The sequence below is a fragment of the Streptomyces sp. NPDC104096 genome (assembly GCF_055584385.1).
In genome coordinates, this window is record NZ_JBVJMD010000019.1 from 40,212 (window position 1) to 63,776 (window position 23,565).

Annotated in this window: 26 protein-coding genes and 2 pseudogenes; 17 read left to right on the forward strand and 11 right to left on the reverse strand. The window is 71.2% G+C overall.

The annotated features are described in order from the left end of the window. The first annotated feature begins 19 nt into the window (after nucleotides 1-19). From ACZ60B_RS20635 to ACZ60B_RS20650, 4 genes are read left to right on the forward strand one after another with little or no spacing between them, the layout of a single operon-like run. Nucleotides 20-400 (forward strand): ArsR/SmtB family transcription factor, encoded by a 381-nt coding sequence (locus tag ACZ60B_RS20635; RefSeq protein WP_469388906.1) that lies wholly within the window; start codon nucleotides 20-22, stop codon nucleotides 398-400. Continuing rightward, a complete protein-coding gene (locus tag ACZ60B_RS20640; protein ID WP_469388908.1) occupies nucleotides 397-1,140 on the forward strand; it encodes an aquaporin in 744 nt (247 codons plus the stop codon). The genes ACZ60B_RS20635 and ACZ60B_RS20640 overlap by 4 nt, the downstream gene beginning before the upstream one ends. A 29-nt stretch (nucleotides 1,141-1,169) precedes the next feature. Continuing rightward, nucleotides 1,170-1,592 carry an arsenate reductase ArsC gene (locus ACZ60B_RS20645; protein ID WP_469388910.1) on the forward strand — a complete coding sequence of 141 codons (423 nt, stop codon included), beginning with the start codon at nucleotides 1,170-1,172 and terminating at the stop codon, nucleotides 1,590-1,592. Between the two features lie 29 nt (nucleotides 1,593-1,621). Next, nucleotides 1,622-2,095: a GNAT family N-acetyltransferase gene (locus ACZ60B_RS20650; protein ID WP_469389083.1), complete on the forward strand. Its 474-nt coding sequence runs from the start codon at nucleotides 1,622-1,624 to the stop codon at nucleotides 2,093-2,095. A 67-nt stretch (nucleotides 2,096-2,162) separates the two neighbouring features. Here ACZ60B_RS20650 and ACZ60B_RS20655 read toward each other — a convergent pair whose 3' ends face one another. From ACZ60B_RS20655 to ACZ60B_RS20670, 4 genes and pseudogenes are all read right to left on the reverse strand, one after another. Further along, nucleotides 2,163-2,693 carry an SMI1/KNR4 family protein gene (locus tag ACZ60B_RS20655; RefSeq protein WP_469388912.1) on the reverse strand — a complete coding sequence of 177 codons (531 nt, stop codon included), beginning with the start codon at nucleotides 2,691-2,693 and terminating at the stop codon, nucleotides 2,163-2,165. A 37-nt stretch (nucleotides 2,694-2,730) separates the two neighbouring features. Beyond that, the gene (locus ACZ60B_RS20660; protein ID WP_469388914.1) at nucleotides 2,731-2,883 is read right to left on the reverse strand and encodes a hypothetical protein; all 153 of its coding nucleotides are present in this window, start codon (nucleotides 2,881-2,883) and stop codon (nucleotides 2,731-2,733) included. Continuing rightward, nucleotides 2,841-3,071, reverse strand: a pseudogene (locus ACZ60B_RS20665) (DUF3500 domain-containing protein); the annotation flags it as partial. The gene ACZ60B_RS20660 and the pseudogene ACZ60B_RS20665, both read right to left, overlap by 43 nt. A gap of 51 nt (nucleotides 3,072-3,122) precedes the next feature. After that, entirely contained in the window at nucleotides 3,123-3,470 is a 348-nt protein-coding gene (locus ACZ60B_RS20670; protein ID WP_469388916.1) for a DUF1330 domain-containing protein, read from the reverse strand. 340 nt (nucleotides 3,471-3,810) lie between these two features. On the opposite strand from ACZ60B_RS20670, the gene ACZ60B_RS20675 reads away from it, so the two are divergent. Beyond that, nucleotides 3,811-4,851, forward strand: coding sequence for a porin PorA family protein (locus ACZ60B_RS20675; protein WP_469388918.1), 1,041 nt, complete (start codon nucleotides 3,811-3,813; stop codon nucleotides 4,849-4,851). Nucleotides 4,852-5,207: 356 nt separating this feature from the next. Here ACZ60B_RS20675 and ACZ60B_RS20680 read toward each other — a convergent pair whose 3' ends face one another. After that, complete coding sequence (locus ACZ60B_RS20680; protein ID WP_469388920.1) at nucleotides 5,208-5,813, reverse strand: GlxA family transcriptional regulator; 606 nt, start codon at nucleotides 5,811-5,813, stop codon at nucleotides 5,208-5,210. Between ACZ60B_RS20680 and ACZ60B_RS20685 the strand changes: the two genes are divergently transcribed. Further along, nucleotides 5,788-6,015, forward strand: a complete 228-nt coding sequence (locus ACZ60B_RS20685; RefSeq protein ID WP_469388922.1) for a hypothetical protein — start codon at nucleotides 5,788-5,790, stop codon at nucleotides 6,013-6,015. The genes ACZ60B_RS20680 and ACZ60B_RS20685 overlap by 26 nt on opposite strands. 287 nt (nucleotides 6,016-6,302) lie before the next feature. Here ACZ60B_RS20685 and ACZ60B_RS20690 read toward each other — a convergent pair whose 3' ends face one another. Next, a complete protein-coding gene (locus ACZ60B_RS20690) occupies nucleotides 6,303-7,526 on the reverse strand; it encodes an oxygenase MpaB family protein (protein WP_469388924.1) in 1,224 nt (407 codons plus the stop codon). Between the two features lie 198 nt (nucleotides 7,527-7,724). Here ACZ60B_RS20690 and ACZ60B_RS20695 point away from each other — a divergent pair, with 198 nt between their 5' ends. Next, nucleotides 7,725-8,978: an AMP-binding protein gene (locus ACZ60B_RS20695; protein ID WP_469388926.1), complete on the forward strand. Its 1,254-nt coding sequence runs from the start codon at nucleotides 7,725-7,727 to the stop codon at nucleotides 8,976-8,978. A gap of 99 nt (nucleotides 8,979-9,077) precedes the next feature. On the opposite strand, the gene ACZ60B_RS20700 is transcribed toward ACZ60B_RS20695, so the two are convergent. Next, nucleotides 9,078-9,641 (reverse strand): dihydrofolate reductase family protein, encoded by a 564-nt coding sequence (locus ACZ60B_RS20700; RefSeq protein WP_469388928.1) that lies wholly within the window; start codon nucleotides 9,639-9,641, stop codon nucleotides 9,078-9,080. Between the two features lie 368 nt (nucleotides 9,642-10,009). Between ACZ60B_RS20700 and ACZ60B_RS20705 the strand changes: the two genes are divergently transcribed. Further along, nucleotides 10,010-11,608 carry a TROVE domain-containing protein gene (locus ACZ60B_RS20705; protein WP_469388930.1) on the forward strand — a complete coding sequence of 533 codons (1,599 nt, stop codon included), beginning with the start codon at nucleotides 10,010-10,012 and terminating at the stop codon, nucleotides 11,606-11,608. A 152-nt stretch (nucleotides 11,609-11,760) separates the two neighbouring features. Here the strand turns inward: ACZ60B_RS20705 and ACZ60B_RS20710 are convergent, their stop codons facing one another. After that, nucleotides 11,761-13,113, reverse strand: coding sequence for a tetratricopeptide repeat protein (locus ACZ60B_RS20710; protein WP_469388932.1), 1,353 nt, complete (start codon nucleotides 13,111-13,113; stop codon nucleotides 11,761-11,763). A gap of 124 nt (nucleotides 13,114-13,237) precedes the next feature. Here ACZ60B_RS20710 and ACZ60B_RS20715 point away from each other — a divergent pair, with 124 nt between their 5' ends. The 3 genes and pseudogenes from ACZ60B_RS20715 to ACZ60B_RS20725 all read left to right on the forward strand — a co-directional run. After that, on the forward strand, nucleotides 13,238-13,840 hold the full coding sequence (locus ACZ60B_RS20715) for a hypothetical protein (protein WP_469388934.1): 603 nt from the start codon (nucleotides 13,238-13,240) through the stop codon (nucleotides 13,838-13,840). 163 nt (nucleotides 13,841-14,003) lie between these two features. Continuing rightward, a complete protein-coding gene (locus ACZ60B_RS20720; RefSeq protein WP_469388936.1) occupies nucleotides 14,004-15,509 on the forward strand; it encodes a methyltransferase domain-containing protein in 1,506 nt (501 codons plus the stop codon). A 128-nt stretch (nucleotides 15,510-15,637) separates the two neighbouring features. Further along, nucleotides 15,638-16,150, forward strand: a pseudogene (locus tag ACZ60B_RS20725) (NUDIX domain-containing protein); the annotation flags it as partial. Between the two features lie 9 nt (nucleotides 16,151-16,159). Here the strand turns inward: ACZ60B_RS20725 and ACZ60B_RS20730 are convergent. After that, complete coding sequence (locus ACZ60B_RS20730; RefSeq protein ID WP_469388937.1) at nucleotides 16,160-16,345, reverse strand: hypothetical protein; 186 nt, start codon at nucleotides 16,343-16,345, stop codon at nucleotides 16,160-16,162. Between the two features lie 94 nt (nucleotides 16,346-16,439). Between ACZ60B_RS20730 and ACZ60B_RS20735 the strand changes: the two genes are divergently transcribed. From ACZ60B_RS20735 to ACZ60B_RS20760, 6 genes are all read left to right on the forward strand, one after another. After that, nucleotides 16,440-16,565: a hypothetical protein gene (locus ACZ60B_RS20735; RefSeq protein WP_469388939.1), complete on the forward strand. Its 126-nt coding sequence runs from the start codon at nucleotides 16,440-16,442 to the stop codon at nucleotides 16,563-16,565. Nucleotides 16,566-17,545: 980 nt separating this feature from the next. Continuing rightward, nucleotides 17,546-17,872, forward strand: coding sequence for a PadR family transcriptional regulator (locus ACZ60B_RS20740; RefSeq protein WP_469388941.1), 327 nt, complete (start codon nucleotides 17,546-17,548; stop codon nucleotides 17,870-17,872). Further along, nucleotides 17,869-18,225 carry a DUF1048 domain-containing protein gene (locus tag ACZ60B_RS20745; RefSeq protein WP_469388943.1) on the forward strand — a complete coding sequence of 119 codons (357 nt, stop codon included), beginning with the start codon at nucleotides 17,869-17,871 and terminating at the stop codon, nucleotides 18,223-18,225. Before ACZ60B_RS20740 ends, ACZ60B_RS20745 begins: the two co-directional genes overlap by 4 nt. Nucleotide 18,226: 1 nt before the next feature. After that, entirely contained in the window at nucleotides 18,227-18,553 is a 327-nt protein-coding gene (locus tag ACZ60B_RS20750; protein ID WP_469388945.1) for a DUF1048 domain-containing protein, read from the forward strand. A 216-nt stretch (nucleotides 18,554-18,769) separates the two neighbouring features. Next, the gene (locus ACZ60B_RS20755; protein WP_469388947.1) at nucleotides 18,770-20,029 is read left to right on the forward strand and encodes an esterase/lipase family protein; all 1,260 of its coding nucleotides are present in this window, start codon (nucleotides 18,770-18,772) and stop codon (nucleotides 20,027-20,029) included. A gap of 423 nt (nucleotides 20,030-20,452) precedes the next feature. After that, nucleotides 20,453-21,481, forward strand: coding sequence for a phosphotransferase (locus tag ACZ60B_RS20760; protein WP_469388949.1), 1,029 nt, complete (start codon nucleotides 20,453-20,455; stop codon nucleotides 21,479-21,481). Here the strand turns inward: ACZ60B_RS20760 and ACZ60B_RS20765 are convergent. Next, nucleotides 21,466-21,927, reverse strand: a complete 462-nt coding sequence (locus ACZ60B_RS20765; RefSeq protein ID WP_469388951.1) for a GNAT family N-acetyltransferase — start codon at nucleotides 21,925-21,927, stop codon at nucleotides 21,466-21,468. The genes ACZ60B_RS20760 and ACZ60B_RS20765 overlap by 16 nt on opposite strands. A 10-nt stretch (nucleotides 21,928-21,937) precedes the next feature. Next, nucleotides 21,938-23,467 (reverse strand): helix-turn-helix transcriptional regulator, encoded by a 1,530-nt coding sequence (locus ACZ60B_RS20770; RefSeq protein ID WP_469388953.1) that lies wholly within the window; start codon nucleotides 23,465-23,467, stop codon nucleotides 21,938-21,940. Nucleotides 23,468-23,565 lie beyond the last annotated feature (98 nt).

Sequence of the window (23,565 nt, forward strand, 5' to 3'; positions counted from 1 at the left end):
AGGATGTCAACATAGACGTATGTCAAAGCAAGAACTTGTGGTCCTCGGCCAGGACGACGAGAGCGGCGCATGCTGCCCCGGCCTGGTGACCGCCCCGCTGGACGACGGGCAGGCGGCCGAACTGGCCAGGCTGTTCAAGGCCCTGGGCGACCCGGTGCGCCTGCGACTGCTGTCGATGATCGCGTCGCGGGCGGGCGGTGAGGTCTGCGTCTGCGACCTGACCCCGGCCTTCGAGCTGTCCCAGCCGACGATCTCGCACCACCTCAAGCTGCTGCGGCAGGCCGGTCTGATCGACTGCGAGCGACGCGGCACCTGGGTCTACTACTGGGCGCTGCCCGCCACCCTCGACCGGCTCGCCGCCTTCCTGCGGACATCGAGCACGGCCGGGGCGACCGCGTGAGCGTCCCGCTGGGCCGCCGGGTCGCCGCCGAGGCGGTCGGGTCCGCCGCCCTGGTCGCGGTGGTCGTCGGCTCCGGCGTCCAAGCCACCGAACTGACCCATGACGTGGGCGTGCGACTGCTCGCCGACTCACTGGCCACGGTCTTCGGCCTGGGCGTGCTGATCCTGCTCCTGGGGCCGGCGTCCGGAGCGCACTTCAACCCGGCCGTCACCCTCGCCGCCTGGGTCGACGGCCGCCGCACCGGGGGCGGACCGACCGCGCGTGAGGCCGCCGCGTACATACCGGCCCAGGTCGCGGGAGCCGTCGCGGGTGCGGTCCTGGCGGACGCGATGTTCGGCAGGCCGCTCGCGCAGTGGTCCACCCACGACCGCTTCGCCGGTCATCTGTGGCTGGGCGAGGTCGTCGCGACCGCCGGGCTCGTCCTGCTGATCCTCGGCCTGGCCCGCACCGGTCAGGCCCGCCACGCACCCGTGGCCGTGTCCGCATATATCGGCGCGGCGTACTGGTTCACGTCGTCGACCTCCTTCGCGAACCCCGCGGTCACCATCGGGCGGGCCTTCACCGACACCTTCGCCGGAATCTCCCCCGGCTCCGTCGGCCCGTTCATCGCGGCCCAACTGCTGGGCGCCGCAATGGGGCTGGGACTGTTGCGCGCGATATTCGGGCAGTCGGCACCGGCACCAGCCGCCCCCGCCGGTCCCCAGGGCGAACCCGAACTCGCTGCCCCCGTACTCCCCTGACCGGCCCGCCGCCAGAAAGCGCAACCGCCATGAACATCCCTGCCGAACGGCCGTCCGTGCTCTTCGTCTGCGTGCACAACGCCGGGCGCTCCCAGATGGCCGCCGCGTTCCTCACCCATCTCGCGGGCGAACGTGTCCACGTGCGTTCCGCCGGGTCCGCTCCCGCCACGACGGTCAACCCGGCCGTCGTCGACGCCATGGCCGAGGTCGGCATCGACGTCTCGGCCGAGGTCCCGAAGGTGCTCACGGTCGAATCCGTGCACGCCTCGGACGTCGTCATCACGATGGGCTGCGGCGACACCTGCCCGGTCTTCCCCGGCAAGCGTTACCTCGACTGGGAGCTCCCGGACCCGGCCGGGCAGGGCGTCGCCGCCGTGCGGCCCATTCGCGACGAGATCGAAAAGCGCGTCCGCGAACTGATCGACGAGATCGCCCCGGTGGGCCGAGCGTGAGCGTTCCGCCCGGCCCGCGCATCACGGCCATGGGCCCCGAACACGCCACCGAGGTCCTGACGATCTACCAACTCGGCATCGACGAGGGCAACGCCACTTTCGAGACGACCGCGCCCACCTGGGAACACTTCGACGCCACCAAGCTGCCCGGCCACCGGCACGTCGCCGTCGACGACTCGGGCCGGGTACTCGGCTGGGTCGCGGCGGTGACGGTGTCGGACCGGTGCGTCTACGCGGGGGTGGTCGAGCACTCGGTGTACGTCCATCCCGACGCCCGCGGCCGCGGCATCGGCTCGGCGCTGCTGAGCGCCCTGATCGCTTCGACCGAGGCGGCGGGCGTCTGGACCGTCCAGTCCGGCGTCTTCCCCGAGAACACCGGCAGCCTGGCCCTCCACCAGCGGGCCGGATTCCGCGTCATCGGCACGCGCGAGCGCATCGGCAAGCACCACGGCGTCTGGCGCGACGTGGTGCTGATCGAGCGCCGCAGTCCTGCTGTCGCATAGGCGCGGCAGGTCGGCCGCCCCGAGACCGCCTCCCGCGGGGTTTCCGGAGCCCTGGCACCGGCGGGGCTCAGTCGGGGACTTCTTCCTCGTCCTCGTTCTCGAAGTCGCCCGCGGGGACGAGCCTTTCGACGAAGGAGCGGAAGTCCGGGGCGAGGGTCAGTTCGGTACCGCGGTCCGCGTCGAACCAGACGACCGAGGGTTCGCCGTGCCGGCCGCAGGCTCGGTAGTCGAGCCCGATGAAGCACGCCGCGCCGGCGGCGGACACCAGGACCACCGCGCCCGGAAGTCCCCATTCCACGATCAGGTACGGGCTGTCGAGCAGGGAGAGCGTGCCCTCACGGCCGCCGATGCCCATCACGAAGTCGAACGGAACGTGGTCGGCGCTCCACGACGTCGGCTCGCTCGTCGGGAAGGCGTCGCGGCTCTCCGCGACCACGCCTCCGTTGCGATGACGCAGCAGGTCGAGCAGGGAAGCGGGCAGCGTGACGTCCAGCAGCCGCTCGGCCTCCACGATCGCCTCGTCCGTCAGCGGCGGCTGGACGACGGCCTCGCCGTCGGTGTCCCACAGGGAGCCGCAGAGGTCCTCGAAGCGCGCCATGCCCGGCATCATACGAGCGGGCTGCGGGCGTCCGGCCTCATCCCTGACCGGCGGCGTCGAGCAGTAGCAGCGAGTGCGCCATGAGATGCGCGGCGGCCGGCGCCGTCAGGAGCAGCGCCGCCAGTACCGCCACCGCGACCCCGACCGTCATGCGCAGTGCCGATGACAGCGGGAGCGGTGGGCGGTCCATCGGAACGAGAACTCTCCGCCGTAGTCGCGGGTGTGGTGGCGGTACACGGTGTGGCAGTGGACCCGATTGCGGTAGACCACGCCGTTCCGGCAGACGAACTCGGCCCGGACGCCGGGCCCGTCGATGCGCACGTAGTCACCCTGGCTGCTCAGGGCGGAGCTGCCGGAGTACGAGACGTAGGTCGCGTCGAGTTCCGACCGGTCGGGCCCGACGCCGTTGCGCCGGGCCCGGACCTGGGACTACTCGGCCGGCAGGCTCTCCCGCATCGCCTTGGCGGTCGTAGCCGGGTCGTAGCTCTCGGGGACGCCCTCGACCAGGATGATGTCGCCCTCGATGTGCCGCGAGCGCAGTGGTGCGATCTCCTGGTACGCGGGCGAGTCCCACCAGGCCCGCGCCTCGGCGATCCCGGGGAAACCGATCACCACGACGTGCCCGGGCCAGCTGCCCTCCTTCACCTCATGCTGTGCGGCGTGCACCAGGAACCGGCCGCCGTGCGGTGTGAGGGTGGCGGTGATGCGCTCGATGTACTCGGCGATCTCCGGGACCGGGGTGGCCTCTTGCAGGTGCGCTATCGCATAGGCGGGCATGGTGTCCTTCCCTTCGGTCGGGCTCCGTACGTCACCGATCATGGCATGCGAGAGCGCCCGGGGTGACGGCCCACCGGCCAGGGGTCCCGCACTCGTGGCGACCGCTGATGCGCGACGCGCGGTCTTAACTAGCGATCGCTAGGAATGCCCCTCTTCCGAAAAGGATCACTTGTTGGGTGAGTGTCACCAAGTAGCGCTTGAAAACCGGGCAGTTGGAGTTCGCGCGAAGTGTTGACCCCTCGACGCGTTGCTCATAATTTACCTAGCGCTCGCTAAGTACGGATGAAAGCACAGCACGTCGAGTGGCAGCCCATCGGCATCCCGTCCCGAGGAGAACGCCATGCGCAAGAGCAGCTGGATTCTGACCGGGTCGGCCGCGGTCCTGGTGGCCGCGTCGGCGCTCACCCGGTTCGCCGTCTATCCCGACCTGCACCAGATACCGTCCGGCGCCGACACCACGTTCCACTACAAGGGCACCGCATCCCTGCTCAACGCCCCGGCCCTGGCGGCCGGTGATCAAACCCATGCGTTCCTCACGGATCTGCCGGTCACCCTGGACTGGCGCATCGCCGTCAAGGACACCGATGGCAGCACCGCCGTGGTCCTCGACGACGCGGTGCTGCGGGGTCCCGACGGCAAGCCGTTGAACTCCGCCAAGCACGTCTGGGCGGTGGACCGGCGCACTCTCGCGGATCGCCCGGCGCCCGCAGGCTCCGGCGCCGAGAAGCACACGGGCCTGGTGTTCTCCTGGCCGCTGGACCCCGAGAGGCGCGACTACCGCTTCTGGGACACCGGCATCCGCAAGACGGTGCCCGCCCGGTACACCGGACAGGAGTCGGTGAACGGCCGCGACGCCTACCGGTACGACGTCAAGGCCACGGGCTCCCTCGCCGATCCCGCCACCGTCGACGTCCTGCCCAAGGCGCTCCCCCGCAGCGCGGTGACGGCCCTCTCCGCCGCGCTGCCCGCGGCCCGACAGCCCGACAAGGCGGTGCTCGCCGCACTGCCCGAGACCGTCCCCCTCACCTACACCTCCACCACCGTGCGCACCGGCTGGGTCGACGCGAGCACCGGTCTGGCTCTGAACGGCGCCCTCCACCAGACGGTGCTCGCCCGGACGGAGGGCGCGGGCGGCCCGGTCACGCTGTTCCCCGTGACCGACGTCGCCGTCAAGGGCATCGACGCCTCGGTGCACAAGCAGGCTCACGACGCCGCCACCGCAGAGCGTGTGTGGTGGTGGCTGAGCACCGGCATCCCGCTGGGTCTGCTCGCCGTCGCGATCCTGCTGGCGGCCCTCGCGATTCGGCTCGCCCGCCGCCCGGTCGCCGGCCGCGAGCCGACCGGGAACGAGCACGAGGGCGCACCGGCGTCGACCGCCTGACCCGCTGCGGTCAGGCTCCTGCGCACCGTACGGGACGGCATCGGCGAGGCGGGGTGACGAGCCCCGTCCCGTAGGCGGTGACGACCTGTTGGGCCCGGTCCCGGGCGCCCGGTTCGGTGAGCGGGCGTGAGACGTGAGACGTGCGACTTGGCGGTGGCCACCACAGGTGGACCGCCGGAGTCCGGGTGTTTCACAAGCGACCAGCCCGGGTGTTTCGCAAGCGACCACCTACGAACGCCACTTCCGGACCCGGGCGCGCACGGTCACTGACCGGTCTTCACCCTCGGGCGGTGCGCGAAGGCGCTTCGGTAGGCGGCCGGGGTCACGCCGATCCGGTGGCTCAGATGCCGGCGGATCTACTCGCCGGAGCCGAGGCCGCTGCGGTCGGCCACGTGGTCGACGGTGAGATCGGTGGTCTCCATAAGCTCGCGGGCCCGCAACAGCCGCTGCTGGAGCAGCCATTGGAACGGGGTCACACCGGTCTCGGCCGTGAAGCGGCGGGTCAGGGTCCGCACACTGGCCTTGGCCCGACCGGCCAGATCGCGCAGGGAGATCGACTGGTCCAGATGTCGCAGTGCCCAGATGCGGGCCGCGTCCAACGAGGAGTCGGTCCCGGCCGGTAGGGGGGTATGCACGAACTGCGCCTGCCCGCCGTGGCGCACCGGGGTGACAACGGCGGCGCGGGCCGCCGCGTCGGCCACGGCCGCGCCGTAGTCGGAACCGATCAGGTGCAGGCACAGGTCGATCCCGGCGGCCGAGCCCGCACCGGTGACGATCGGCCCGTCCTCGGCGAACAGCCGGTCGGCGTCCACGCGCACCGCGGGGAAGGCGCGCCGCAGTTCCTCGGCCAGGGTCCAGTGGGTCGTGGCGACACGGCCGTCGAGGAGCCCGGCCTGGGCGAGGACGAAGGCACCACTGCAGATCGAGGCGACACGCTTGCCCTCGGCGGCCGCCTCCCGCAAGGACGCCCACGACGAGGGGCGGCTGCGGGTCACCGAAGTGCGAGCAGGCCAGTACCTGGGCCCTGGAGCGGTCTCGGCGTTCACGCTGCCGGTCGCGCCTCGGGTCCGCGAGGGTGAACTGGCCCTCGTCCACGGCGATCCCGACGCGGCGCATTCGTTCTCGTACACGGAGGACGTCGCGGCGGCGCTGGTGGCGGTCTGATCCGCGGTGCGAGGGCCGGAGCTCCCGGCCCGCCCACACCTGGACATGAGGTGCGCGACGTGCTCGACGTTCGCCGCACGGTCCCGCGCGCTGCGGAGGCGCGCATCGGACCGAGGGTCCGCGCTTCATCGCCCACGTCGGTTCGGCCAAGGCCTGCGTACCAGGTCGGGGAGTGCTGCCAGGGGCGGTGGGCGGTGGGGTTGACGGCCGCCCCTGGCAGCGGACGGGGCCCGGCAGAGGTACGGCACCGGGGTGTCGGGGTTGCTGTGCGGTTCGGGCGAGGATGTTCAGGCAGGGCGGTTCATGTCCGGGATCGTGATGGCGATCGGCTGCGCCTCGTTGAGGAAGAACAGCACGAACTGGCGCAGCGCCTCCTCCACGGTCCAGGCGATCGCCGGGATCGCGGGAAGGGGGATCAGGCCCTCCCGGAAGGCCACCAGGAGCGGCCAGGCCGTCGCGATCAGCGGCTCCAGGATCGGCTCCTGGGAGAGGCCGATCATGTTGCCGATCCGGTCGCCGAGCGTGTACCTGGAGAACGCGCTGATCAGGGGACGGGTCAGACCGAGGTCGAGTTGCGCCACGATGCCCAGGAGGACGTCGGTCAGCGCCTTGCCCTCGGGGGTGGGGGCGAGCACCGGGTCGAGGAGCTGCTTGGACTGGGCGTTGGCCGCGTCCCAGGAGGCCGGGATGTACTCGTCGCGCACCCCGAGCATGTGGGCGCTGACCTGCCATACGTGCAGATACGCGTCCGCGTCGTCGGTGCTGACCCGGACACCCCACTCCTTCATCTTGCGCATGACGAACGTGGCGAGGCTGTGCCAGGTGACCAGGATGTCGGCCTGGCTGATCGGTATCGTCTGGCCGCCGCTGGTCTGGGTCCAGGCCGGGGACTGCGGCAGCAGATGGCGTACCGCCGCGTGCACCATCCGCGTCTTCACCGCGGTCACGATCATCGAGCCTTGCGGCAGGTAGGCGTCCGTGGCCCCGATGTCGTAGCCGAGTTTCGCCGTCTTGGCGATGCGGTCCTTCATGTCGGCGCCGCCCTTGGAGTAGTAGACGGCGCGCGACTCCCGGGGTATGGCGGTGCTCATCAGGCCGCTGCCGAGGCCGTAGAGCGCTCCGATGTAGATCCCCTTCTTCGAGTTGATCCGGGAGGCGCGGTCGAGTTTCGCCCGGTCCGCCCAGGACGGCAACTGGCGGGCGTGGTCCATGAACTCCCTTAAGTCTGACGGGAGTCCGGCGGGCGGCTCCTGGTCGTTGCGGGTCCAGGTGGCCAGTTGCTCGTTGATCGCGGACACGTTGCCGCGGTCGAGTACGGCCGCGAGCACCGGGTCGGCCTCCTCGTCCCACACCCACTGCGGGTCGAGCCCCGATCCGGAGCCGGCCACCGACGTGTCCGGCGCCCAGGTCCACAGGGTCCGGGCGTTGGCAGGCGTGGCCAGACCCAGCGCCCCGAGGGCCCCCAGGGCCCCTCCTGTCATCAACATCTTGCGCCTGCTGATCGCGTCCATTGCGCTGAACTCCTCCTCGAGTTCGATGACTTGATACGATGAAACACATTGAGGCTCCTCGTATCACCCCTAGGGGAGCACAGGCCGGGCAAGAGCGCCAGAGTCTTCACCGAACCAGGGAGACGCCTGTGGTCTCCCGGGTCTTGTGAGCTCGCCGCGCACCGTCCGCACACGGTTTCGTGATGGAGGGAACCCGCCGTGACCACAGCAGAGCCGCTACACCCGTACGTCGAGGAGCTGACGATCACCGCGCTACTGCGGCGCAACGCGCGGGAGTTCGCCGGACGGCCCGCACTGACCACCGACCCCGGCCCGGACGCGGAAACCCTGACCTGGGCCCAGCTGCGCTCCGAGGTCGCGGCCCTCGCCCGCGGCCTGGCCGCGCTCGGCCTGCGTCGGGGCGACCGATTGCTCGTCGCGATGTCCGGACGGCCCGAGCACTGGGTCACGGACCTGGCCGCCGTGCACCTGGGCGCACTGCCGTGCAGTACGTACGACACACTGAGCACCGAGCAGTTCGGCGCCCTGGCCCGGCGCAGCGCGGCTACGGTCATCGTCCTGGAGGACGAGCAGCAGTTACGGCGCCGACGGCCGGTACTGGACGACCTGCCGCACCTTCGCGCCGTCGTCGTACTCGACGGGAGCGACGATCCGGCCGACGACCCGCGCTTCGTCGGCTACGCGGCCGTACGCAACGCGCTGCCGCCCGACGAGGCCGCGTTCGAGGCGCTCACCGACGCCGCCGCTCCCGACCAGCCGCTGGCCCTGGTGTACACCTCGGACTCCCCCGACGGCCCCAAGGGCGCGGTGCTCTCCCACCGCGACGTGATCCACGAGTTCGCGATGCTGGACCGGCTCGCCCCCGTCCCGGATCATCCGCGGACCGTCGCCCATCTGCCGACGGGACACTTCACCGAGCGCGTGCTCGGGATCCACCTGCCCATCCACAACGCCGGGCACGTCACCATCTGCCCGGACGACGACCGACTCCTGCCCACGCTGCTCGCGGTGCGCCCCCACGACGTCTTCGGCGTCCCCCGGCTCTGGGAGAAGCTCGCCGGCGACCTGCTGACGCGGATCGCGGCCCTTCCCGCGGACCGTGCCACGGCCGTCGCGCAGGCCCAGCGAACCGCTTTGCACGCGTACCGCCTTCGCTCGGCAGGCGAAGAGGTCTCCGCCGAGACGGCCGGCGCGCTGGAGGAGTTCGACCGACAGGTGCTGCTGCCCCTGCGGGCCTTCCTCGGCCTCGACGCATGTCACCGGGCCTTCAGCGGCGCGGCGCCGATTCCCACCGGTGTCCTGGAGTTCCTGGCGAGTGTGGGGCTGCCGGTGTACGAGGCGTGGGAGCTGAGCGGGACCACCGGCGCGGCGACGGTCGGCACCCCCAGAACGTTCGCGGCCGGCCCGGTCGGACGGCCCTGTGGGCCCGGCCACGCAGACGCGGAGCCGTAGGCCCGGCAGGCACCCCGCACGGACGGACCCGTCGTCGACAGACTCCGCAGACCCGTCGCGGACCGACCCCGTCACGGACAGACCCATCAAGGTCGGCCTTCAGCGGACCACGCGGTAGCGGAGGTAGACGAACTTCGAACCGAAGGTACGGGTGTCGACGAGTTCGACATCCACCCGACGTTCACTCCGCGGGAAGAACGGAATGCCGCCGCCGACCAGCACCGGGTAGACGACGGCCCGGTACTCGTCGATCAGACCCGACGCGGCCGCCTCGGCGGCGAGCGTCGCGCCGCCGATCGCGATCTCACCCTCCCCCGGCTCGGACCGCAACCGCTCGATCTCCTCCGCCACGCCGCCGGAGGCCAGACGGGCGCTGCCCTGCACCTCCGACAGCGTGGTCGAGAACACCACCTTCGGGAGCGGCTTCCAGAGCGCGGTCCACTCGAGCTGGGCGTCGTCCAGCGAGGAATCCTGGTCGGCGGTCTCCCAGTACAGCATCGTCTCGTACAGCCGTCGTCCCAGCAGGTGCACGCCGACGTCCCGAATATCGTCGATCCAGAAACGGAAGACCTCGTCGTCGGGCTCCGACCAGTCGAAGCCACCGTCCGGCCCGACGATGTAGCCGTCGAGTGAGACGCTCATCGAATAGGTCACGCTGCGCATCGGAAGTCCTCCTCGGTCGCGGATTCGACAGTAAGACCGCCAAACGCCGCGGAACTCATCGCGGTTCGCGGGACACCCGGAACAACCGCCCGCCTGGCGTCCGAGCGCCGGGCAGGTTCGCGGGCCCGCATAAATCGATGGTGCGCGATCCGGTGGCGCTTGTACGTTGGTGTCGCGACCGCGCCTCCGATGCGCTCGGCTGCGGCTACTTCCTTTCGAAACCAAGTTACGCCGCCGCCACCTCTGATCTCGGCAGGCGCGGGCGCCTTCGCCCCGTCGGACCGTGTGGCCGGGGCCGTCCATTCCTTTGAATCCAGGGGGATTCGCTGCCTCGTTACGCCCCACGCGTCTCCAAGATCTGGTCCGAGATGCTCGTGGCCCCGCATGTCTCGGCGGCCGCCGTCTCCCTGCGTCCACCAGGACTCGGTCACCAGTCCTGGCCGCCCGTCTGCACCTACGAGGGCGGCCAAGCCTTCGCCCGTGAGCCCCGTGAGGAGCTCTTCCTCCTCGCGGTCGGCAACTTCGTCTCCCAGCGGACCTTTTACGAGAGCGGTGCGGAGCGGGACGACCGGTACGTCCGTCTCGTCGGTGAACTCGCTCTCCAGGACCCCGAGTGGACGGCCGGCCTGCTGCGCTGGCTGCGCGGCGAGGGCAACATGCGCACGGCTTCCCTGGTGGGCGCCGCCGCGTACGTGCACGCCCGGCTCAAGGCCGGAAAGTCCGGGGGCCCGTCCAACCGGTCCGTGATCGACTCGGTGCTCCAGCGCGCCGACGAGCCCGGTGAACTGCTCGCCCACTGGATCTCGGCGTACGGGCGTAACGTGCCGCAGCCGGTGAAGCGGGGCGTCGCCGACGGCGTACGCCGTCTGTACACGTCGCGGTCCCTGCTCAAGTACGACACCGCGTCCAAGGGCCTGCGCTTCGGCGACGTACTCAACCTGGTGCACGCCTCCCCCGACCCGGACAAGCCCTGGCAGGGTGCGCTCTTCCGGTACGCCCTGGACCGCCGCCACCACCCGGAGCGGGCCGTTCCGCCTTCCTCCGACCGTCTGCTGACCGCCCATCGGGCGCTGATGGAGTCGGCTGCGGACGAGCGGCGCGCTCTGGTGACGGGGCCGGGCGGCTCCGAGCGGCTGGCCGCGGCGGGCATGACGTGGGAGGCCCTGGCGGGCTGGCTCCAGGGACCGCTGGACGCCGCTGTCTGGGAGGCCGTGATCCCGGCGATGGGGCCGATGGCGCTCCTGCGGAACCTGCGGAACTTCGACGAGGCGGGGGTCTCCGACGATGTCGCGGCCCAGGTGGCCGCCCGGCTCTCGGACGCCGCCGAGGTGTCCCGGTCCCGGCAGTTCCCCTTCCGCTACCTGGCCGCCTACCAGCACGCGCCGTCGCGACGCTGGGCGGCCGCGCTGGAGCAGGCGCTGGGCCACTCCCTGGCCAACGTACCGCCCCTGCCCGGACGGACCCTGATCCTGGTGGACCGCTCCGGCTCGATGTTCTTCGACACCGTCTCCGAGCGGTCCAGGCTGACCCGGGCGGACGCGGCGGCCGTGTTCGGCACCGCGCTGGCCATGCGCGCCGAGCGGGCGGATCTGGTGGAGTTCGGCTCGAACAGCGCTCAGGTGTCGTTCGAGGAGGGCGAGCCGGTGCTCGGGGTGCTGGAGCGGTTCCACGATCTGGGCGGCACCAACACCACGGAGGCGGTGCGGGCCCGTTACCGGGGGCACGACCGGGTTTTGATCGTCACCGACGAACAGGCGGCCCACTGCTGCCACGGCGGACCGGCGCAATCGGTCCCAGCCGACATCCCGGTCTACACCTGGAACCTTGCGGGATACCGGCCCGCCCACGGCCCGACGGGCCCGCACCGGCACACCTTCGGCGGCCTCACGGACGCCGCGTTCCGGATGGTCGGCCTCATCGAGGCCGGCCGCGAGGCCACCTGGCCGTGGACCGCCGAGGAGTTCTAGGGCGTGTTTCGAAAGTGGCGTCGTCCGCCCGAAGGGCGGGCCCGGCGGCGTCGAGGGCGTGTTCTTCGAGGAACGCGCCCGCATGGGCTGCCGTTTCTTCCTCGGTCGCGTAACGCGCGCGGTCGGCGGCTGGGCCTGATGCACCGACTGCTTCAGAACGGAGGCTCCTCGCTCCAGGCGACGGTCGAGGACTGTGGTGGCGAGGGCTTGGCCTGGTGAAGGACTGCCACGGCCTCTTCGACGTGGCCGAGGTCGATGAGGTATCCGGCCAGCTCGTGACTGTTCGCGGGGGTGTGCGGTCGTAGCGCCGCTACGGCCTCCTCGGTGCGACCGGCGTCGGCCAGCAGTTCGGCGATGTGTGGCGCCGCGTACCACGTGCCGCCCTCGGGGTGAGCCCGGGCCCGTTCGATCGCTTCGTCGACGCCGCCGCAGGCGGCCAGCAGCGGAAGCCGGATCCAGAACAGGTCCCACTCCTCCTCGCCCGGGCGTTCCAGGAGAGCGTCGAGGTGGGCCAGACCGTCCTCGGGGCGGCCTTCTTCGGCACAGAGGGTGCAGAGCGCGTGGAGGATCCAGTCGACGGCCTGGCCCGTTCGATCGGCCAGGGCTCGCATCACCTCGATCGCCTCGCCCCCACGACCGTGCCGCGCCAGCAGCTGCGCGAGATCTGCCGTCATGATTCCCCGATACGCGGACGAGTCGTCGAACTGTCGGGACACGGCGATCGCGCCCTCCACGTCCCCGCGTTCCTCCAGCAGTGCCGACAGGCGCCGTGTAGCGCACCCCAGCACGTCGGTTGCCGCGTAGGCACGCAGTTCTTCGGTCCGGTCGTGCCGGGCCAGCAGTTCGGCCAGTTGGTCTTGGCCGTTGACCGAGGTGATGTTCCGGGTCCGGAGCAGGGCGATGGCTTCGTCGATGCGCCCCTGGCGTTCGCGGATCACGGCGAGCAGACCGATCGCCGTGTCGGGATCGAGGCCGCGGCAGCACCACGGCGTGTCGCAACGGTGCCCGTCCGGGATGCGGGCGGCTAGCAGTGCCGCGGCCTCCTCGTCGCGGCAGGCGCCCGCCGCGACGTCGACCAGGGCCGTGGCGAGGGAGTCGTCGTCGATGTGTGGCCGCAGCAGATTGAACGCCTCGTCGTTCCGGCCGTGCCGGGCGAGCAATCTCGTGCAGAACTCCAGGGCATGCGGATGCCCGCGCTCCATACGGGACCGAGTCAACACGATCGCCTCGTCGGTCCGCCCCCAGCTCTCCAGCAGTTCCGCCGTGGTCGTGGTGGCCGTCCACCAGTCCGTAGCAAGGTACGGGGCGAGTATCTCCAACGCTTCGGTCTGCGAGCCCTGTTCACCGAGCAGCCGCGCCCACTCCCGCGCGCAGAACCACTCCCCCCGGCCGGCCCAATGCCCCACCGACTCGGCATGGCCGAGTTCGAGAAGGCGGGAGACCAGATGCGGCGGTATGCAGCCCGTCCGTGTGAGGGCCCGGTAGTCAAGATCGGCAGCGTCCACAGCGACGTACCGTAATGCCTCTGTCTGACACCCCGCCGGTGCCCGGTGCGACGCCGAAGGCCACGAGGCGATCATGAGTACCAGTACTCAGGACGCCCGGCGAGCGGCAGGAAAGGATGGGAAGATGACGACGCGAGGGAAGACGAGAGCCCGGCTCGGGATGCTGACGTCGGCGGTGCTGGTCCTGTCGGCGACCGGGTGCGGAACCGAGCGGGCGGGGGACTCCGCCGACGCGTACCCGAGTTCGCATCGAACGCCGACCGTCAGATCCACGCCCAGCACACCGGTCGACTTCACCTGCCCCGGCGAGAGCCCCAGCCCCGGGCCGACGGAACCCACGCTCGCGGCCACTCCCTCGTCGACCGAACTGCCGGTCGACCACTACGCCGAGAACCACGGCTTCAGGGTGCCCATCCCGCTCCACGGCCAGAATCGCTGCAACGGACTCGCCGCCGTCGCACGCGTCAAGGACGTGCTCGAACCGCTGCGCGAGCGGGGCGACTTCGCCCCGGACAGCGTCCGCAAGGCGCTCACCAGCCTCGGCTACTCCGCCGACAAGACACAGGTCTACCAGGGCGGGTCGGCCGCCGGGGTCGGCTTCCTCATCGACATCGGCGTCTCGCCCTGGTGCGTGGAGGGCACGATGACCAGTGCCTCCACCGAGGCGGACGCCTTCGGCGGCTACCCCGACGGCAGCAATTGTGAGCCCCCGAGCGGCGGTCACTGACCGGATCTCGATCCGGCGGATCTGGAGCACGGCGAAGCCATGCGCGACCTCGTCGGCCGCCGCGCACCGCGCGTGGTGGGCTCGACGGTCTTTCTTGAGACCGCCGCCACCGGGGAAGGACATGTCCGCAGACCGCCGCCACCGGGAAGGGACGTGCCCACACATGTTCACCACACAGGAGGAATGGGACCGCGGCTACGCCGACGGTGTCCGTTATCGCCGGCTCGGCGACAGCGAACGTCTACTGCTGGCCGCTCACGCACCGCCACCGGCCGAGGGACGGGCCCTCGACGTCGGCTGCGGGGTCGGTGAGCTCGCGGCTCATCTGGCCGGCCTCGGCTACTCCGTGGACGCCGTCGACTGGTCCGCGACCGCTCTCGCCGAGGCCGGCGCGCGCTACGGAGAGACGGTTCGCTGGCTTCGCCTCGACATCGAAGGCGACGACGACGGGGGACCCCTGCACGCCGACGGCTACGACCTGATCACCTTGCGATTCGTGGCTCCGTTCCTCACCTCCCGCGATCGCACCCTGCACGCACTGGGCCACCGCCTGCGCCCCGGGGGCACTCTCGTGGTCATCACACCGCTCGCCGCCGAGACCCCGGCCCGCCGGCACGGCATCGCGCTCGGCGAGCACGAACTCGCGGCACTGCGGAACCGCTGGTCCACCGCCGAGCGCCACGACACCGAGGGGCTGGCCTTCATGGTCCTGCGTGGTCCGCTCCGGAACACGGCCACGCAGGACAGCCCCGCGGCCGTCGCCGTACCGGCCGGGCCATCCGGTGCTCCGGGCGCCGAGCCCGCCGGGGCCGCCTGGCCCGCCACCCCGCGGCAGCATCACTTCCACCTGCTGGGGCGCTACTACGGGCAGGTGGAGTCGGGGCGGAAGACCGTCGAGGTGCGCGTCGCCACCCCGGAGAAGGCCGCCGTCGAAGCCGGGGACACGATCGTCTTCCACGACCGGGACAGCGACCGGGAACTCGATGTCGCCGTGCGGCGGGTCACCCGGTACGCCTCGTTCGAGGATCTCCTCGACACGGAGGATCCCTCATGCGTCGATCCCGACGCTCCGCGCGAGGAACTGCTCGTCGCCCTCCGCGGCATCTACCCGCCGGAGCGGGAAGCGCTGGGACCGCTGGCCTTCGCGTTCGACCACCGGCCTGCGCGGCCCGGCCGCCCCATGCCGATGCCACCGTCGCGGTACGTGCAGACCGTGCCCCACCACACGGTGTACGGCTGCCTGTACGTACGCGACGAGCAGGACCGGCCCGTACAACTGCGCTCGGTGTACGGATCCAGGCACTGGCAGTTCCCGGGCGGCAATCTCGACACCCGGTCGGAGGACCCGCTCCAGACCGCCCGTCGTGAGACCGTCGAGGAGACCGGGCTCGAACTGGCGCTGGAGACACCGAGGTTGCTCTTGACGCACTTCCTGCACGCCGGACCCCGGCTGCCCCTGAACAAGGTCGGCTTCATCTTCGACGGAGGGCGCCTCACCGTCGAGCAGCTCCGACGGATTCGCCTCGATCCCGTGGAGCACGACATGTGGGCCGTCCACGACCTCGACGTGTGGCGGCAGTTGATGGCGCCAGGTGCGTTCACCCGCCTCGACGCGGTCGAACGCGCCCGGCGCGGCGAAGGCCCTGCCTACCTCGTCACCCGCACCTGAACCGGATCGCACCACCCACGAAGCCGGATCGCACCACCCGCAGAGGAGACACCGTGACCGCCGAGGACATCGACACCCAGGCCCGCACCGTCCACGGACAGCACCCGCTCACCCGCTCCCACCTGCCGCCCGCACGCCTCTCCAGCCGCCCCCGCACCACCCGGCCCCCGGTACCGCACGCGGCCGTCGGTGTCGGTGTGGTCCTGCTCGGCGAGCGGGGAGTGCTGCTGGGTCGCCACCGGCGCGGCACCTTCGAACTGCCCGGCGGCACCGTCGAGGCCGGGGAGTCCTTCGAAGCGACGGCGGTCCGCGAACTCGCCGAGGAGACCGGTCTGGTCGCCCGCCCTGACGACGTCAGCCTTCTGGGGACGCTGGTCGACCACGTCGACGACGTCGTACGGGTCACCGTGGGCGCCCTGGTGCACACCTGGCAGGGGCAACCGGACACGCAGCCGGACGAGCGCGTCGGCGACTGGGCCTGGTACCCCCTGGACCGGCTGCCCGACGGCCTGTTCGAGTGCAGCGCGCAGATCCTCACCGCCTGGCGCCCCGGCCTGCCCATCGACCACGCCCCTGCGCACTTCACCCCCTTCGCCTCCCCTGCACTCCACTCCACAGCCGCGGCGGACCGCCCCGTATGACAGTCGCCCCTACCAGATCAGGCACCAGTAGCGGCCGTAGTGGCCGATCTCGATCCGACCGCCGTGCGGCACCAGCCACGGGTTGGGCCGTCCGACGGCCGCCAGCGAGCACACCGGGTCGCCTACGGCTCCGGCAGCGGCCATCCGTCGAGCGGCGTCCATCGCCGCCGAGGTCGTGACCCAGGTCGTCGTCACTGCTCCGGCAGCGGCCGACGGCCTCGGTGTCACTGGTGCCGTCGGTGCGGCCGTTCGGGTGAGGTTGGCGGTGGGGGCTGGTTCGACTGTTCGGGTGGGGGTGGGTGCGGGCGGCCGGGAAGGAGTCGGTGCGATGGTGGACGGCCTCGGCCGTGTCGTCGACGACGGCCGGGGTGAGACCGACGTTGCCGTGGGCACCTCGGTGGGCGCCGCGCTCTGATACGGCGTCGCGGTCGGCGTGTGCCCGACAGTCGGGACGGCAGACGGAGCAGCAGACGGGACGGCCGTGGTCCGGAGCGGAATCGGCCCGGTGGCGGTCGGTGCGGGCGGAACGACCAGCGGAACCGGCCCGGTGCCGGTCGGCGCGGGCGGAACGACCAGCGGAACAGGGGCGGTGCGAGTCGGCGCCGACGGAACGACCAGTGGGACCGGGCCCGTAGCGGTCGGCGCCGGCGGAACGACCAGCGGGACCGGCCCGGTGGCGGTCGGTGCGGGCGGAACGACCAGCGGGACCGGGCCCGTAGCGGTCGGCGCCGGTGGAATCACCAGCGGGACGGGTCCGACGACGCTCGGTGCCGGTGGAACGGCCAGTGGGACCGGGCCGGTAGCGGTCGGCGCCGGTGGAACGACCGGCGGGGCGGAACGGGTGGCGGTCGGTGCCGGGGGGACAACCGCCGGGACAGGGCGGGTCCCGGTCGGCGCCGGTGGAACGACCAGGGGGACCGGGGCGGTTCCGGTCGGCGCCGGTGGAACGACCGGCGGGACGTGCCCGGTCCCGGTCGGTGCCGGTGGGAAGCCCGGTGGGACCGGTTGCCGGTTCGTCGGTGTCGGCCGGGGCGTCGTCGTGCCTGTCGGCGTGCGGGTCGGTGAGGCCGAGGAAGTCGGCTCGGGCTTCCGGGTGGGTATGGGGCTCATCGACGGCAGGGACAGGATGCCGGAGCGCGACGGCGTCGGGTGAGGGGTTCCGCCGCCGGACGACACCAGTGCCCAGATCCCGTAGCCGCCCACGACGAGCAGCGTCGCGCCGCCCGCGATCCATGGGGCCTTTCGCGCCGGGCGCCGGTGCCGATTCATGATTCTCACTGTCCAACCGATCGCCGACGGCCTCAACCGCGCCTACACCCAACCGCTACTCGGTGATACCGTGTAGCAGTACTCGGTGCTACGGAGTACTGACCCGGGTCGAAGAGGAGGCCGGCGATGGACGACCTGACGGAGATGCTGAAGGGGACGCTCGAGGGCTGCGTGCTCGAAATCATCGACACCGAGGAGACGTACGGGTACGCCATCACGCGCCGACTGAACGAACTCGGCTTCACCGACGTCGTCGAGGGGACCGTGTACACCATCCTGGTGCGCCTGGAGAAGAACGGACTCGTCCAGGTGACAAGACGCCCGTCCGGGGTGGGGCCGCCGCGCAAGTTCTACGCGCTCAACGACGCGGGCCGCGACGATCTCCGGAAGTTCTGGGCGAAATGGGAGTACCTCTCCTCGCGGATCGGCAAGCTCAAGGAGGGCGGGAGATGAGTTTCTGGGAGACCGTGACCGGCAGCGACCTCACCAGGGAATGGAAGGCGTTCGAAGCCCGGGGCGAGGCACTGCCGACCGACCACCGGGCGGCATGGGAGCAGATCAAGGTTCACCTCTTCCCCTATGGGAGCTTCACGGGACGCAACCTGATGCCGATCCTCGACGGCGCCCTGGGACTGCTCGAAGAAGCGGCGGCGGACGGACAGCGCGCTCAAGAGGTGCTGGGCGACGACATCGGGGGCTTCTGCGCGGCACTGGCCGGTGGCGAAGGGGCTCGGACCTATCGCGACCGGTGGCGCGAGCAACTGAACCGGAACGTCGCAAGGAAATTGGGCCGGCTGGGAGGCTGATGTGGGCATCCAGGACATCATCGAAGGCAAGAAGCACTGGCGAGCACACATGGCGCGGGTCAAGGCGCTCCCGCCGGACTATCAGATCGTCTACCAGGAGATGCAGAAGTATTTCTTCAAGGTCGGGCCGGTCGAGCTGTCCGACGGGACCCTCCTCCCGGGGATCGTCGATTTCTTCGAGGAGGGCGTCGCGGACGGCAGGGGAGTCCTGGACCTCATCGGCAGCGACGTCGCCGCCTTCTGCGACGACCTGGTCAAGGACTCGCGCACCTACGCGGACATCTATCAGGAGTCCATCGGCGGGAAGCCCGGCACGGCCGGGAAGTGAGCGGACCGGGAGGCGTATCGCTCGAGGCTGCGCGCGGCGGGACGGTCGCCGCCGGGACGGTCGCCGCGGGGATCGGCCGACCCGTACGGCTACTTTGAGTGGCCATCGGCATACCCGTCGTGACTATGCTGCGCGTGGCGCCGATCTCGCGGCGCCACGCGGACCTTGACCGGGCACTCCGGTCGGTCCGCGACAGACGCAAGGAGTCAACCGAACATGTCGATCCCTGTCGTCGACGTCTGGGGCCAGGTCTCCCCCATGGCCCGCTCCTCGTTTCCCCCCGCACCCGAGCCGCACGACGTGTGGTCCCTCGCCGGCGGAACGGCCTGGGTCTACTACAGCCCGCTGAACCGCAGGCAGCTCGTCAGGCCCGTCATCCTCTCCGACGGCTTCTCCGGCGGGTCGAGCGACCTCGACCAGCTCTGGCACGGCCTTGAGGAGAACGGCGAGTACCGTTTCATCTCCGAACTACACGCGACCGGCCGCGACGTGATCATTCTCGGCTACGACGACCGCACGGCGTCGATCACGGACAACGCCGAAACCGCGATCGACTGTATCCGCCGGGCCGTCGCCGAGCGCGTGGGCCGGGCGAAGCTGACCGTGGGCGGATTCAGCATGGGCGGACTGGTCACCCGCTACGCGCTGGCAAGGATGGAGCAGGACCCCTCCATGCCCGACCACGAGACGTCCCTGTACTTCTCGTACGACACACCCCACCAGGGCGCCTGGTTCCCCGTCGCCCTCCAGGCCTTCACCCACTACGCGACGGACAAGTGGGGTGACTCCCCCGGCGTGGGTCCCGTCCTGCGCCAGCTCTCCGGGCTGCTGAACAGCCCGGCCGCACGGCAGATGGCGCGCTGGCACATCGAAAAGGTCGGTGCCACCCCGACGCAGGCGCCGGAGCGCGTGGCGTTCCTCAAGAAGCTCGACGAGCTCGGAGGATGGCCGCGCGGCGTCCGCAAGATCGGTGTCGCCAACGGTGTGGACACCGGTACCGGCAACGGCATCAAGTCCGCCGCGACCGCGGTGCGGTGCGACGGTGAGACGCTGCACGACACCTGGCTCAAGACCCAGGCACAGGGTGACCAGGTCGTCGCGCGTCTGCAGATGACGGACGACGCGACGACGTCGGTCCGTACCAGCGGGCTGCCCGAGATCGACGGAGCTCCCGGCGGCCTGTTCGCCGTGCCGTCCCCCGCGGGCGACACCGGCAGCTTCGGCCTGGCCGCGGCCCTCATGACGCTGCTCGGCAACTCCCTGGACCCGGACGTCATCGGCACGTCCTGCTTCATCCCCAGCATCAGCGCCGTCGACGCCGGTGACATCGGCGACCAGAAGGCGCTCTACCGCCCGATCACACCCGAGCACACCGCGCTCGACGCCATGCTGTGCGCCGGCCGCAACGAAGGACACACCTCCATGACCGAGGAACTCGGGGCGTGGATCGTGAACGAGATCGTCGCCTGCGGCTGACCACCGGGTGACCACCGGGGTGGGCGGGCCCGCCCACCCCTCCGCCTCGCCGGCAGCCGCCGGGCGACGGCCGGTCACCCGGCTCGACCGCCCCGGTCAGCCGTGCCCGGGGCCTTCGGGCGACGTTGCCGGTGACCTCTTCGACATGGCGTATGACGGCCAGGCGTCGCTTGGCCTCGCGATCGAGCGGGGGTGTCTTCGACATGTGGATCTCCTAGTGATCAGAGACCCAGGTGTCAACGATGATCGGCAGTTTTAGACCTGGGGGCTTGACTGCGTGGTCCCGACTCGGCAGGCGCGTGCGCCTGGCGAGGCGTCCAGGCTCTGCTGCCGTGGGGGAATCGATCAGTGCCGCCGCCGTTCCAGGAGGGCACGGAAAGTATCCGGTGGCAAGCTCGGCACCGGTTTCATTAGGTTCTGCGGATGCGGCAATTCGCGGACGTCGAAGACCTGTCGGGGCTCGTGCGGGACGCACTGGGAGCGGGATGCCGCGTGGTCGCGGTGGACCGGCTGCGCGGGGGAAGCAAGAAAGGGGTGTACCGGGTCCACCTCGACGGAATCCGCACAGCCGCCGTGATCGTCTACAGCTGGGCCGAAGGGGAGAACTTCTGGCCGGGAGCGCACGGGGCGGACCCGGCGGACCCGTTCGCGCCGGCCTCCGGACTGGTCCCCTTCCTGGCCGCGCAGCGCGCCTTGGACAGCCTCGGGGTACGGGTTCCGCGGGTACTCCTGGCGGACGACAGCCGGCGCCGTCGTCCGGCGGACGTCGCCGTGGTCGAGGACGTCTCCGGCGGCACGCTCGAAGCACTCTTCACGGCCGATCCCGCGCGCGCCTCGAGAACCCTGGACGACCTCGCCGGGATGCTCGAAGTGATGCACCGTCACCAAGGGCCGCGCTACGGCCGGTTGGACCTGCTGGAGCGCGACGGATCGGTGCCCGAGGTCGCCTGCGAGCAGCAGGTCCTCGACCGCGCCCTGCGCGACCTTGCGGAGGCGGCGGAGCGCGACGGCCGCATCGCGGCAGCCGACGCCGCGTTGCGCGACCGTCTGCACGAACTGGCCGACCGGGTGAGCCCACGCACGGAATACGGGCTGGTCCACGGAGAACTCGGACCCGACCACGTCCTGGTCGACGCCGGGGGGCACCCCGTCCTGATCGACATCGAGGGTCTGATGTTCTTCGACGTCGAATGGGAGCACGTCTTCCTCCGGCTCCGCTTCGGCGAGCGGTACCCCGCGCTGGCCCGGCCCGGTCTCGATCCGCGACGGCTCGACCTCTACCTGCTCGCGATGCGTCTGTCCCTGGTGGCCGGTCCACTGCGTCTCCTCGACGGCGACTTCCCCGACCGGGCGGTCATGCGGGGGATCGCGGAGCACAACGCGAAGGAGGCGCTGGCACTCCTGGCGACAGCGGTCCCATCCCTACGACACGGTGGTCAGCGGGGCTGGTAATTGAGTTTTCCGAGGGGCCAGTTCGTGGTCAGCCAGGTCGTGACGGCCGCGTACAGGGGCGCGTCCAGCTCGGCCTTGTCGGCGCGGACCCAGGAGCGGACGTCGGTGTCGTGGTCGTCGCTGCGGGAGGGGTAGATGTAGACGCAGCCGATCACCTCGCCGCCGGCCGGCTCGACGACGCTGTAGGTGAATCCGCGGCGCCGGGCGAAGTCGTCCGCGTGACGTTCCAGGTCGGCGAGGTTCGCCTCCAGGGTCATCCCGTCCACCGGGGGCCAGCCCCAGCCCCGGAAGCCCGGGGTCGCCCGGATGTGCTCGATGCTGCCCGTCCAGGCCGCGTGGTCGGCGGCGTTGTGCCGGGGGCCCAGCGGCTCCAGCCGAAACTGCGGAGTGGTCAGGTCCGCGGGGACGACGAAGTCCTCGGGCACGAAGGCACGGTCGTCGGTCATGGCACCGAGGCTATGGGGCCGGGCGCGCAGGCCGCACCTCAATTCCGCCCCGTCCGGTGCTGTGCGCCGGTGCGGGCAGGGGCGGCTCGGGTTCCAGGCGGCGGGCGAGGGCCACCCGGGAGCGCACTCCGAGGTGGGTGAAGATGTTGCGCAGGTGGTACTCGACGGTACGGGTGCTGATCGACAGCTGACGTGCCACTTCACGGTTGGTGGCGCCCTGGGCCACCGAGTGGGCGATGCGCTGCTGCTGCGGGGTGAGCTGCGCCAGCGGTCCCGTCCCGGACCGGGGGGCGGGCACGGCGGTGGGGGTCTCACCGGCCGCCCTGAGCTCGGCGTCGGCCTGCTTCGTCCATACGTCGGCACCGCATTGGTCGAACCCCATGACGGCACGGCGCAGTTGGGCGCGCGCTTCCACGAACCGGCGTCGGCGCCGCAGCCACATGCCGTACGCGAGATGGGTGCGGGCGTGCTCGTAGGGGCTGTCGACCTTCTCGTGCCGGCCCAGGGCCGCGGTGAAGAGGTCCTCGCTGCGCTCGCCGTCCGCCACCAGGGCCCGGCAGCGCAGCACGACGGCCGGGGCCTGGGGATCCGCACCGCGCGAGGCCCACTGAGCGTATTGGTCGATCAGGTGCTCCACGTCCGCGTCCGCGTCGTGGCCGGCCAGGACCGTGGCCTCGACGTAGCAGGGGACCACCATCATCCACAGACCGAAGTGGCCCTGCCGCGGCCCCTCGTGGACGAGTGGGGCCAGTCGCGCGGCGGCGTGTTCGGCGTTGCCGTGGCCCAGGTCGGCGCGGGCCCGGGCCCACTCGGCGAGCGTTCTGGTCTGGCCGAGTCCATGGGCGTGGGCGATGTGCAGGGCCGACTGCGCGTGCGTGGCCACCTCGCCCGGGTCGCCCGCGATGGAGGCGGCCAGGGCGAGGACCGCGGACAGCCCGGCCGTCACATTGCCTTGCCGGTGCCCGTCCGCCGCCTCCAGACCGGCCTGCGCGTGCACGCGGGCCTGGTGGTACCTGCCCTCGCGCAGTTCGGCGTAGGCGAGGTGTTCCAGGACCCGGGGAAGGAACGCCGGCGTCGCCTCGCAGCGGGCGGTGGCCAGCGCGAGGCCGAGGACCTGCCGTGCCGCGGCGAGGTCGCCCAGCATGAGCGCGATCGTGCCCGCGGACAGCAACCGCGAGGTCTCCTGCTGCGCCCTCAGCACGTCCAGGATGGGACGGAGCAGCGCGTTGGCGCGTTCGAAGTCGCCGTGCAGGACGCTGTGCATGCCGTCGCGGTAGGCGCGCCAGAAGGCGTCGACCGGATCGGCGCCGTGTGCTGCGGGAGGTTCGCCGTCGGTGGGAGCGGCCGGAGGGCACAGCGCGTCGAGGGCGGTGAGGTAGCCGTCGCGGTCGCCTGCCGACCAGGCTGCCAGGCAGGCGTGGACGGACGCCTCGCGCGAGCGGGCCACGTCGGTCGTCCGCAGGGCGCCGGCGGCGAGGAGCAGGAGGTGGTGTGCGTCCGAGACGGGACCGTCGCGCAACAGCCGGATGCCGAGCGTCATCTCCTCGTGCCCTGGCGGCAGTTGTGCGTCTCGCGCGGGGGAAGCGTCCCGCTGGTCGGGATCCGTGCCAGTTGCCTTATGCCCCACGCGCACCACCG

Coding starts and splice junctions, on each gene's coding strand:
- ACZ60B_RS20700 (WP_469388928.1), bottom strand. CDS start 9,641: ATGCGCAGCGTGACCTATTCGATGAGCGTCTCACTCGACGGCTACATC.
- ACZ60B_RS20670 (WP_469388916.1), bottom strand. CDS start 3,470: ATGCCCGCCTATGCGATAGCGCACCTGCAAGAGGCCACCCCGGTCCCG.
- ACZ60B_RS20690 (WP_469388924.1), bottom strand. CDS start 7,526: ATGGACGCGATCAGCAGGCGCAAGATGTTGATGACAGGAGGGGCCCTG.
- ACZ60B_RS20655 (WP_469388912.1), bottom strand. CDS start 2,693: ATGGCGCGCTTCGAGGACCTCTGCGGCTCCCTGTGGGACACCGACGGC.
- ACZ60B_RS20645 (WP_469388910.1), top strand. CDS start 1,170: ATGAACATCCCTGCCGAACGGCCGTCCGTGCTCTTCGTCTGCGTGCAC.
- ACZ60B_RS20660 (WP_469388914.1), bottom strand. CDS start 2,883: ATGGACCGCCCACCGCTCCCGCTGTCATCGGCACTGCGCATGACGGTC.
- ACZ60B_RS20770 (WP_469388953.1), bottom strand. CDS start 23,467: ATGACGCTCGGCATCCGGCTGTTGCGCGACGGTCCCGTCTCGGACGCA.
- ACZ60B_RS20745 (WP_469388943.1), top strand. CDS start 17,869: ATGAGTTTCTGGGAGACCGTGACCGGCAGCGACCTCACCAGGGAATGG.
- ACZ60B_RS20705 (WP_469388930.1), top strand. CDS start 10,010: ATGCTCGTGGCCCCGCATGTCTCGGCGGCCGCCGTCTCCCTGCGTCCA.
- ACZ60B_RS20675 (WP_469388918.1), top strand. CDS start 3,811: ATGCGCAAGAGCAGCTGGATTCTGACCGGGTCGGCCGCGGTCCTGGTG.
- ACZ60B_RS20635 (WP_469388906.1), top strand. CDS start 20: ATGTCAAAGCAAGAACTTGTGGTCCTCGGCCAGGACGACGAGAGCGGC.
- ACZ60B_RS20740 (WP_469388941.1), top strand. CDS start 17,546: ATGGACGACCTGACGGAGATGCTGAAGGGGACGCTCGAGGGCTGCGTG.
- ACZ60B_RS20755 (WP_469388947.1), top strand. CDS start 18,770: ATGTCGATCCCTGTCGTCGACGTCTGGGGCCAGGTCTCCCCCATGGCC.
- ACZ60B_RS20720 (WP_469388936.1), top strand. CDS start 14,004: ATGTTCACCACACAGGAGGAATGGGACCGCGGCTACGCCGACGGTGTC.
- ACZ60B_RS20760 (WP_469388949.1), top strand. CDS start 20,453: ATGCGGCAATTCGCGGACGTCGAAGACCTGTCGGGGCTCGTGCGGGAC.
- ACZ60B_RS20650 (WP_469389083.1), top strand. CDS start 1,622: ATGGGCCCCGAACACGCCACCGAGGTCCTGACGATCTACCAACTCGGC.
- ACZ60B_RS20715 (WP_469388934.1), top strand. CDS start 13,238: ATGACGACGCGAGGGAAGACGAGAGCCCGGCTCGGGATGCTGACGTCG.
- ACZ60B_RS20765 (WP_469388951.1), bottom strand. CDS start 21,927: ATGACCGACGACCGTGCCTTCGTGCCCGAGGACTTCGTCGTCCCCGCG.